Below are 9,462 nucleotides of genomic sequence, written 5' to 3' on the forward strand. Positions count from 1 at the left end.
AGGGCATGGACAACGGGATCAACCGTGTGGGCGACGGCTGGGACATCCACTCGATGCGTGGGAACAGCATCGGAGAGGTGATCATCGGCAACGTCCTGCGACTTCACACCGGTTCGAACCGGATCGAGGTGGACGTCCCTGTCTCTTCCGATGCCTTCGGATGGGTCATCGGTCTGCGGGACAGCTCCTTCATCAGTTCACTGCCCGGTGGCGGCGTGAGAATGCCCGACCGGCCACAGACTTGAGACCCGGATCAGGAGGACGGCGACTTCTTGAGCATCCTCCAGTAGACGAGTGAGCACCCGACCGACACGAAGGCGTCGTGCAGGTCCAGGCGGCGTTCCCACCGAACGGCGGGACGCTTGAACTGGTGGAGGAGAATCCCGTCACCGGCGGCGAACACGTGGCCTTAGGGGTGTGTCTGCTCCGCCGTTGGCCGCTGCCAGGGGAAGCGCACGACCGGACCTGTTCCCCGGCCCTGCGTATCCGCCCGGCGAGGACGGCGGCTGCGCGGGCGAGGCGGGTGGCCTGGCGGCGGGTCCGGGTGGGCGCTCTGGTGGCCGGTCAGGACGCAGGCGTCGCAGTGCCCGGGAAGGCCGGCGGCGCCGGGGACGGGTGACGGTCTTCTGGTGAAGCGCCCCCGTCCCGGGGACCGCACTGGGGTGGCTCACCAGCTCGCCTCGGCGGTGGGGGCGGTTCGGGCGATGGCCTCGACGTCGAGCCACCCGCAGACCGCCGGCCCGCGCCGGCGTCCGGGTGGCAGCCGGCCGCCTGGCGGCACCGACACCCGGACGGCAGCCGGCGCTCGCGGCGGCTCCGGGCAGGCCGGAACACCGGGGTCAACGGTGCTCGTAGGCGCCGAGGTCCGGCCGGGCGTCCCGGGGAAGGCGGTCGGCGTCGTCCGCGGGGGCCGCTTCGGCGGAGCCGGCGTCGATCGCGGGGCTGCCGGGCGACAGGTGGAAGTCGGCACCGCCCGGGTCGACGAAGCGTGGGTCGGGGGCCCCGCCGCCGCCCGCGCCGCCGCTCTCCGCCGGGCCGCAGAACAGGTTGGCCGTGAGCCGGACCCGCACGGCGGAGGCCGGGACGTGCACGGCCACCTCACCGGGGGCCGGGACCGCGACGGTGTTCACCACCGTGATGTCGTGGGCCTGGATCAGGGCCAGTTCGTAACGCAGTTCGGCGCTCCGGGCGTTGCGGTAGAGCGTGTTGTTGACGATGTCGACGTTGCCGCTGTCGAAGACGGCCACTCCGGCACCGCCGTTGCCGTAGCTGACGTTGTTCCCGATGAGGGTCCGGCCGGTGTAGGCCGTCTGGTACAGGGGGGCTCCCCGGAACGCCTGGTTCTCGGAGGAGTCGACGATGATGCCGTGGCCGTCGGTGATCTTGGTGAAGCCGCTGACGGCACTGGGAACGGTGTTCTTGTTGTCGTGCACGACGTTGCCCTCGACGACCATCTTGGTGGCCCCGGTGGCGCCGTCGGAGTTCCAACTGCCGTGCAAGGAGATGCCGCTGCCGCCGTAGGGGGAGTACCAGGCGTTGCGGGCGACGATGTTGTAGGAGACGGTGACGTAGTCGGCCAGATGGGCGGAGATGCCGTTCAGCGGGCAGTCGGTGACGGTGTTGCCCCAGACCTGGACGTGGTGCGGCCGCCGGGGCGGGTCGGCGTTCTTCTGCTCGTCCACCGCGATGCAGTTTCCGTTGACGGCCGGGTCGCTCGTGTTGCCGTGCTCGGCCTCCTCACGCTGGGCGGGCGTCAGATCCGGGGAGTTGCCGCGGACGGTGAAGCCGGAGACCGTGACGTACGAGGCGTGCACGTGGATGCCCTGCCAGCCGGTGGCGAGCACCACCGGGCGGGTGCCCGGGTAGGCGGCGTAGGTGATCCAGTGCGACGGGGTCCCCGACGTGTCGATGTTCAGCACGTTGGGCTTCCCGGGGGCGCTGTACCGGCCGCCCTCGACGAGAACGGTGTCACCCGGCCTGGTCAGAGCGGCGGCCTGCTGCAGGGTGCGGACGGCCGTCGCGCGGGAGGTGCCGGCGGCCCGGTCGTCGCCGGTCGCCGAGACGTACAGGTAACGGCCTCCCTGTGTCGGTGGCATCTGGGCGGACGTCCATGACGGCCCGCCGCTGCCTGCTCCCACGCCCGCCGGCGACGGTGCGGACGGTGGTGCGGACGGGGCGGCCGGGCTCGGTGGGACCGTGGAGGCGCTAGGTTCCGGCGAGCTGGTCACCCCCGGGGCGGTCGTCGGGGCCACGGGACGCGGAACGGTCGAGGGGGTGGTGCGCGGGTGCCCGGAGGGGTGCGTCAGCACGACGGTGACGACGCCGACGGCCACGACCGCCGCGACCGCGGCGAGAGCCGCGGACCTGCCCGACTCGACGCTCAGGAGGTGACGGAGGCCGCGCAGGCCGCCGTGCGGCAGGCCCGGCCCAGGGAGGTGCGCCGCCGCCGCGACGGCGGTGGCACCCGGCCCGCTCGTCAGGTGCGCCGGCGGGACGAGCAGCGGCAGGGCGGCCAGCAGCCGTTCCGGGGGCAGGAGACCGGCCGCGTGGGAACGGCACTGCCCGCAGTCGTCCACATGCCTGGTGAACCGCTTGCGCCACACCGAGGAACGCCCGCCGTCCCACGAGCGCACCATGCCGCCGAGCGTCGGACAGCCCCCGTCGCGGCCGGCCGCCTCGATCGCCTCCTCGATCCGCCGTGCCGCGTCCACCCTGCTCCTGAGCCGTTGCATCCGGACGCGGGCATGTCCGGCCGACACTCCCAGCGCCGGAGCGAGTTCGGCCCGCTCCAGCACACCCGCCTGCACCAGCCACCACAGGTCGAGCAGTTCCCGGTCCCTGGCGTCCAGCCAGGTGGCCGCGCGGACGAACCGGCGACGCTCGTCGCTCAGGTGGATGCCCTCGACGGCCTGCTCCTCGGAGGCCGCGACGGCCGGGGCGCACCGGTCGGGGTCGAGCTCGGTGAATCGCCGGCGCTGCTCGCTCAGCCTGGTGCCGCGCCGACGGGTCTCCTGGATGGTGATCGACACCAGCCATGACCGGAACCGATCGGGCTTGCGCAGTCCCGGCAGCCCGGCCACCGCGCGGATCATGGTCTCCTGCACGACGTCGTCCGCGTCGTCGGGGGCCAGTGCGCGGACCGCCAGGTGGTACACCAGGGGCAGACAGGACCGCAGCAGGCGGTCGAGTGCGGCCTGGTCACCCTGCTGGGCTGCCAGGGCCAGTGCCGACGTGGTGGGCGGGTCGTCGAGGGATTTCACGGCCGTTGTCTCTCTGGGGTCCAGGTGTTTGCCGGTCGGTGCGGGGGGCGGGAAGTGCGGGGGTCCGGCAGCGACGGGCCTCACCCTACGGTCGCGCGAACGGCGGTCGGAGCGGGGGCCGCCGTTCGCGCAGGGCCCGGCCGGCCGGCGAGGAAGGCCACCTCGTGGCGCACTTCGGCCCAGGCGTTCTCGGTGCTCACCACCCAGCCGACCAGGGCCCGGCCGGCCGCAGTCAGCGCCACCGTCCTGGTCGTGCGCTGCAGCAGCCGAGCTCCGAGCTCCTTCTCCAGCCGGCGCACCCGCTGGGACAGCGCGGGCTGGGACAGTCGCAGCCGCGCTGCCGCCCGCGTGAAGCTGAGTTCTTCGGCGACCGCCCGAAAGGCCGTCAGATCACCCCAGTCGAGCGCATGCTCGGAGCGTGGCGCGCTCAGGACGTGGCGTGCGGGCGCGGGACGCCGGGGGTTCGGTGCGGCCATCGTGTCTCCTCGCTTCGGGCCGGCCTGCGCCGGGCTTCGTCGGAGCAGACCCGGGGAGGGGGCGCGGGCGTAACACATTTTCGAGGCGGACACCGGATCGACTTCGGGCGGGCGGGATCGGCCGACCGGTCGCCCGACGGGACGACGGCGCCAGACCGCAGATCCCGACGCGTCCGCCGCCGGCCGGGGTGAGGGACCAGGGCTGCACGGGCCACGCCGCCGGGCGGGCCCCGCGCGGGCCCGCAGGGCCGGAGCATCTCAGACGCGCACGACCGACCCCATTGATCGCGATTCGGTCTGAATAGGCCTCCCCGCATTGTGAACACACGGATATAAATGCTGTTCAGCACCGGCATCGCGACGCACCGCACGGCCACGGAGCACACCCCCACCGCCCGGTCGGCGCCGACGCGGCCCGAGACGGCACTACGGTCGACGCATTCCTGGACGACGCCGCGTCGCACGATCCCGGGCTCCCGAAGGGCCGGGCACGGCGTATTCCTCCCACCGCATCCGTAGCGAAAGGCGCTCCCCTCCCGTGAACCGAACCCGACTCATCGGCAGAGCCGCATTCCTCGGCGTGCTCATCACGCCCCTGGGGCTGTACGTCACCGCCGGCCCCGCCGAGGCAGCCACCACCACGTACTACGTGAGCCCCTCGGGATCGGACGACAACGCGGGCACCTCACCGGGCTCCCCACTGAGGACACTGCAGAAGGCCGCCGACCGCACCCTCCCCGGAGACACCGTGTCGATCATGGGCGGCACGTACAACGAAACGGCCGAAGGCCGCAGCCTGCTGCTCATCACCCGGTCCGGAACGGCCACGCAGCCGATCACCTACCAGGCGTACCCCGGCAGCAAGCCGGTGCTGCGCCCGGTCACCAGCTGGGACGGCATCAACGTCCTCGGAGCCTCGTACATCAAGGTCACCGGGCTGGAGATCGCCGGCAACGCACCCCGGCTGACCCTGGACGCGGCCGAGCACCACGCCCTGTCCGACGACGCCCGCTACAACACCAACTGCCTGACCGTCCGCCGGGACAAGCAGGACGGGCCGATACCGCACGACGTCGAGATCGCCGGGAACGACTTCCACGGCTGCCCCGGCGGCGGCATCAGCGCGATCGACGCGGACGGCGTGACCGTCCGCGACAACCGGGTGCACGACAACTCCTGGTACACCCACTACGCCACCAGCGGCATCTCCGTCCTGCGCGCGCTGGACGCGAGCCCCGGAGATCCGCAGACCTACAAGATCCGCATCACCGGCAACACCGTGTACGGAAACCAGACCAAGGTGAAATGGAGCCAGTGCGACTGCTATTCGGACGGCAACGGAATCATCATCGACACGAACAAGGAAAAGCCGGCCGGGACCGGGGACGACTACCAGGGACGCACCCTGGTGGCCGACAACGTCGTGTTCGACAACGGCGGATCCGGCATCCACGCCTTCAAGTCCCAACACGTCGACATCGTCAACAACACGGCCTACCAGAATTCCGCCTCGCCGCACCTGAAGTACGCCAACATCTTCGGGGCCCACAGCCGTGACGTACGCATCCTCAACAACATCGCCGCAGCCCGGCCCGGCCTGCCCACCAACAGCAACTCCCAGAACCAGGACGTCACCTACGACTACAACCTCTACTCCGACGGAACCGCCCCACAGACGACCGGGCCGCACGACCAGACGGCCGACCCCAAGTTCCTGAACCCCACGACGGATCCGGCCACCGCCGACTTCCGGCTGCGCCCGGGATCACCCGCACTGGGCACCGGCACCCCGTTCGCGGCCGTCCCGCGCGACATCACCGGGGCCACGCGCACACCAGGGCAGGCCTACGACCGCGGCGCGTACGCGAGCACCGCCGCCGCCGGCGCCACCGCTGGAACACCTTCCGGATCAGCCTCCGGGCCCGTCGCAAAGCCTGCCGCCTCCACCACCACGACCCCTGCGGGCACCAACCGCGACGCCGGAGCCGTACCAGGCATCCCCTCCTCCTCACCCACGCCCAACGCGGAGGGCCTGCTCGCCCAGACCGGCTTCACCCCGGCCCCCGTGATCGGAGCGGCCGCCACCCTCGCCGGAGGCATCGCCGTCCTCGTGGTCTTCCGCCGCCGCCGGCCAGCCGCCAGCCACGGCCGCACCCGCCGCTGAGCACAGCAGCCCCGGACTACGAGTGCACGCGCTTCGAACGGGTCATGGCCGACATCCGTGTGCCCCGCCTCGGCGTGGGCCGCCCGCGCATCCGCCCCGACCACGCCTGGGCGACAAGGGCTACAGCTCCCGCACCATACGCGTCCACCTCCGTCGGCGCCGCATCGCCCGCACCATCCCGGAACGCGCCGACCAGGCAGCCGGCCCCCGCCGAAGGGGACGACACGGCGGACGGCCGCCCGGTTTCGACCGGGAGAAGTACCCCCACCGGAACACAGTCGAACGCTGCTTCAACCGGCCCAAGCAGTACCGCGGCACAGCAACCCGCTACGACCGGACCCGCGAGTCCTACCAGGCCGCCGTCACCCTCGCCTCAACCCTGCTCTGGATCAACCTTTGAAGACGTGCTCTAGGTTCTGTCCGGCGGATCGGGTCTGATCCATAGGCGGATCGGGGCGAGGGTGACGGTGCCGTGGAAGACGTAGGCCCGTTTGTCGTAGCGGTGAGCGAGGGAGAGGGACGAACCGGCACTGCTCCCCGCACCCGCGGGGACGGTCCCGACTCCAACTCAAAAGAGGCAGCGCCAGGACCTGTTCCCTGCACCCGAGGGGGTGGTCCCGCGAGGCTGGCGAAGGCATGCACAGCGCGGCGCTCACCGACAACGAGCTCGCGCATCGTCACCGAGGTTTTGATCACAAGCCGATCCTGTCAAGCAGCATCGCCAACGACCAGCACCGAGTCGCGAGGCTCCCCCACGATCAAGATCGCATCACCATCGTGCGGCAACCCGTCAGACGAACCCCGCCAATAATCGATTATTGCTGCTACTGTCGATTAACGGTTGGTGAGAGTCGTCCCCGGAGGCGCCGTTCCGTCACCCGTGCCGCGCGACGACCGGCCGCACCCCCTCCCCGGCCGTACTCGGCCGTCATCGGCCGTCATCGGCCGCACCGCGGCCGGTCCGGCTCTCGGACAGGCGGGGCTGATCACTCACCACCGCCCGGACATGCAGCACCGCCAGACTCCCCGGAGGAAGATCCGCGATGCACCTCGACGAACCACCGGTCGACGAACGACCCATCGACGAACCACCGGTCGACGAACCCCCCGGCTCCGCCCGCCCCGGCGACGGACCGACGGACCTGAGCGCCGTCCGCGAGGTCAGCCGTGCCATCAGCGCCGCCCACCTGTTCATCCATCTCGCCCCCGAGAGCGCCCAGGAGGCGGCCGGACTCGGCGTGACCGACCGCGGGGCGGCCTATCTGGCGTTCCGGTCGGCCGCGATGGGCGCGGTTCCGTGGCAGGTCACGCTCGCGGCCTTCTACAACTTCAGCCCACGGGCGGTGCGGGCCATGGCGGGCGTGTGGGACGCCGCGCCGCCCGAGCGGTGGCAGGCCGCCCGCTTCCGGGCCGCCGGACGGGCGATGCGGCGGGTCGACGTACCTCTGACGGACAGTCATCTCGCCCAGGCACGTTCGCTGATCGACCCGGTGATCGGCGGCGCCGACTACGCCGGCAAGGTGCTGGCCGCCGCGAACGCCTCGGTCGAGCTCCCCGGCGATCCTCTCGTCGCGCTGTGGCAGCAGGTCACGGTGGCGCGCGAGTGGCGGGGCGACGCCCATCTCGTCGTGCTGGCCGACAACGGCCTCGGGCCGTGCGACTGTCTCGTTCTGCACACCGCGACGGGCGGGCTCCCGACGGCGCTCGTGCGAGCGACCCGCCGGTGGGACGACGCGGAGTGGGCCGCGGCGACGTCGCGTCTGGTCGCGCGCGGCTGGCTCGGCTCCGACGCCGTGATCACCGAGGCCGGCCGTGCGGCACGCGAGCGCGTCGAGGTCGAGACGGACCAGCACTGCGCCGCACTGTGGGAGCCGATCGGCGCCGCCGGTGCCCGCCGCCTCGCCTCGCTGATCGCGCCGATCGGCGCGGCGTTCACCGTGGCACAGACGCGTCAGGCCGCCCGCGGACGGCAGGATGTCGCGTAGCCGGCCCGCTCCCGGAGCATCGGGCGGCCGAAGGACAGCCGGCGGCACCTCCCGCTCACGACGCAGCGCTCCTGGCCAGGAAGTCACGGACGGCATCGGCGAATTCGGCGGGCGCATCGTGGTGCACGACGTGCCCGGCGGGCAGCTCGACCAGTTCGGCCCCGCCGTGCCGGCGGGCCACCATGGCGCGGGCGTGGTCGGCGGCCAGTTCGTCACTGCGGCTGCCCCGCACCAGCAGGGTCGGGCAGCTCACCCCCGTCCAGTCGTCCCAGTGGTCGCCGTTGAGCGCCTGCTGCGAGCGCACGGTGTCCTCAAGGCCGAAGGAGTAGCCCCAGCCGTCCCCGGACCGCCGGACCGAGCACTCCAGGTACGGTGCGGCCGGGCCGAGGGCCGCGATCAGCTCCCGACGGGACGGGGCACCCAGCGGGAGCCGCTCGGTGAACGACCAGTCGCAGGCCACCACCGCGCCGATGTCCTCGACGATCAGGGCGGTGACCCGGCCCGGGTGCCTCGCGGCGTACTGGTAGGCGTTCAGGCCGCCCAGCGAGTGGCCCGCTACCGCCACCGGACCGAGGTCCAGATGGCGGTGGAACGCCGCGATGTCAGCCACGTAGTCGTCCCGTCCGTACCCCGCGGCCCGGTCGGACTCGCCGTGCCCGCGCTGGTCGAGCGCGATCACCCGCCACCGCGGCGCCAACGTCTCGGCCAGCGGCCCGAAGGCCGAGGCCTCGTTGTAGTGCCCGTGGAGGGCCAGCAGCGGAACGCCCGGGCCGCCGAAGTCCAGGTAGGACAGCCGCCGCCCGTTCACCACGAAGAACTCACGCATGCCGGTCATGCTAGGCACCAACACCGACACGGACACCGCCGGAGGCCGAACTGCCTGGACGGGGCAAGGGGTTGCCCGGGTAGCCTCCTGCCATGGACACCGTGCTCGACCTGATCGTCTCCTTCGCGGCCACGGGCGAGGCCGCCGGTCTCCGGATCGGGATGCCCGGCGGGGAGGCCGATGCGCTGTTGGGTGGCGGGACGGGCCTGGACCGGGCCCCGCGGTCGCCGGCCCAAGGCATGACAGGCTTCAAGGACGGCAGCCTGGAGGTGTGGATCGGTGCCGACGGGAAGATCGGTCTCCTCGGATTCGACCGGGCGGGGACCGACGGCGGGTTCCTCGCTCCCGCGCGCGTCGGCGGTGTCGCCGGACGCGAGCACGGTGACGCCGTGACCTACGGGGTGATCACCGGCCGTCTCGCGGCGCGTGGCTGCGTGTGGAGCCGGGACGAGGCCCTGACCTTCGACGACCAGCTCGCCATCCGTACGGAGGCCGACGTGTCCCTGACCTTCACCCGCCCGGGGTCGGGCTCCGACGGGCGCGGAGGGCTGCTGGCGAATCTGTACACGTCCTGGTCCACACCGGCGGGTTGAGGTCGCCGGACCGCGAGCGGCGGCATCGGACCGGGCGGTGGACGGCGGGAGGAGCTGCGCCCGCCGGCCGCGGTCGCCGGCCCCGCCCGGCGGGGGTCGGAGCATGCGGTTCGCCCCGGCCCCGGGCCGGGCCGCCGGGGGTGGCCCGGCCGGAGCCG

General features: G+C 72.4%; 8 protein-coding genes. 5 read left to right on the forward strand and 3 right to left on the reverse strand.

Translation table 11 applies throughout. From position 1 onward, the window contains the following. Positions 1-5 precede the first annotated feature (5 nt). Positions 6-245, forward strand: a complete 240-nt coding sequence (locus IE329_RS14000) for a hypothetical protein (protein ID WP_190211175.1) — start codon at positions 6-8, stop codon at positions 243-245. A gap of 594 nt (positions 246-839) precedes the next feature. On the opposite strand, the gene IE329_RS14005 is transcribed toward IE329_RS14000, so the two are convergent. Next, positions 840-3,260, reverse strand: coding sequence for a sigma-70 family RNA polymerase sigma factor (locus IE329_RS14005; RefSeq protein WP_190211176.1), 2,421 nt, complete (start codon positions 3,258-3,260; stop codon positions 840-842). 80 nt (positions 3,261-3,340) lie between these two features. Next, positions 3,341-3,736 (reverse strand): LysR family transcriptional regulator, encoded by a 396-nt coding sequence (locus IE329_RS14010; RefSeq protein ID WP_190211177.1) that lies wholly within the window; start codon positions 3,734-3,736, stop codon positions 3,341-3,343. A 580-nt stretch (positions 3,737-4,316) separates the two neighbouring features. Between IE329_RS14010 and IE329_RS14015 the strand changes: the two genes are divergently transcribed. The 3 genes from IE329_RS14015 to IE329_RS14025 all read left to right on the forward strand — a co-directional run bounded on the left by IE329_RS14015 (position 4,317) and on the right by IE329_RS14025 (position 7,885). Continuing rightward, the gene (locus tag IE329_RS14015; RefSeq protein ID WP_190211178.1) at positions 4,317-5,900 is read left to right on the forward strand and encodes a right-handed parallel beta-helix repeat-containing protein; all 1,584 of its coding nucleotides are present in this window, start codon (positions 4,317-4,319) and stop codon (positions 5,898-5,900) included. A gap of 22 nt (positions 5,901-5,922) precedes the next feature. Then, positions 5,923-6,300 carry a transposase gene (locus IE329_RS14020; protein ID WP_190211179.1) on the forward strand — a complete coding sequence of 126 codons (378 nt, stop codon included), beginning with the start codon at positions 5,923-5,925 and terminating at the stop codon, positions 6,298-6,300. Positions 6,301-7,042: 742 nt separating this feature from the next. After that, positions 7,043-7,885 (forward strand): SCO6745 family protein, encoded by an 843-nt coding sequence (locus IE329_RS14025; protein WP_190211197.1) that lies wholly within the window; start codon positions 7,043-7,045, stop codon positions 7,883-7,885. 55 nt (positions 7,886-7,940) lie between these two features. Here the strand turns inward: IE329_RS14025 and IE329_RS14030 are convergent, their stop codons facing one another. Then, on the reverse strand, positions 7,941-8,711 hold the full coding sequence (locus IE329_RS14030; RefSeq protein ID WP_308438366.1) for an alpha/beta fold hydrolase: 771 nt from the start codon (positions 8,709-8,711) through the stop codon (positions 7,941-7,943). A gap of 92 nt (positions 8,712-8,803) precedes the next feature. On the opposite strand from IE329_RS14030, the gene IE329_RS14035 reads away from it, so the two are divergent. Next, the gene (locus tag IE329_RS14035) at positions 8,804-9,304 is read left to right on the forward strand and encodes a hypothetical protein (RefSeq protein ID WP_190211181.1); all 501 of its coding nucleotides are present in this window, start codon (positions 8,804-8,806) and stop codon (positions 9,302-9,304) included. The last annotated feature ends 158 nt before the right edge of the window (positions 9,305-9,462 follow it).

It is taken from the genome of Kitasatospora indigofera, from assembly GCF_014655955.1.
Taxonomy (GTDB): Bacteria; Actinomycetota; Actinomycetes; order Streptomycetales; family Streptomycetaceae; genus Kitasatospora; species Kitasatospora indigofera.

Bases quoted from the DNA above. Each gene is read 5' to 3' on its own strand.
- IE329_RS14010 (WP_190211177.1), bottom strand. From the start codon at position 3,736: ATGGCCGCACCGAACCCCCGGCGTCCCGCGCCCGCACGCCACGTCCTG.
- IE329_RS14035 (WP_190211181.1), top strand. From the start codon at position 8,804: ATGGACACCGTGCTCGACCTGATCGTCTCCTTCGCGGCCACGGGCGAG.
- IE329_RS14030 (WP_308438366.1), bottom strand. From the start codon at position 8,711: ATGCGTGAGTTCTTCGTGGTGAACGGGCGGCGGCTGTCCTACCTGGAC.
- IE329_RS14000 (WP_190211175.1), top strand. From the start codon at position 6: ATGGACAACGGGATCAACCGTGTGGGCGACGGCTGGGACATCCACTCG.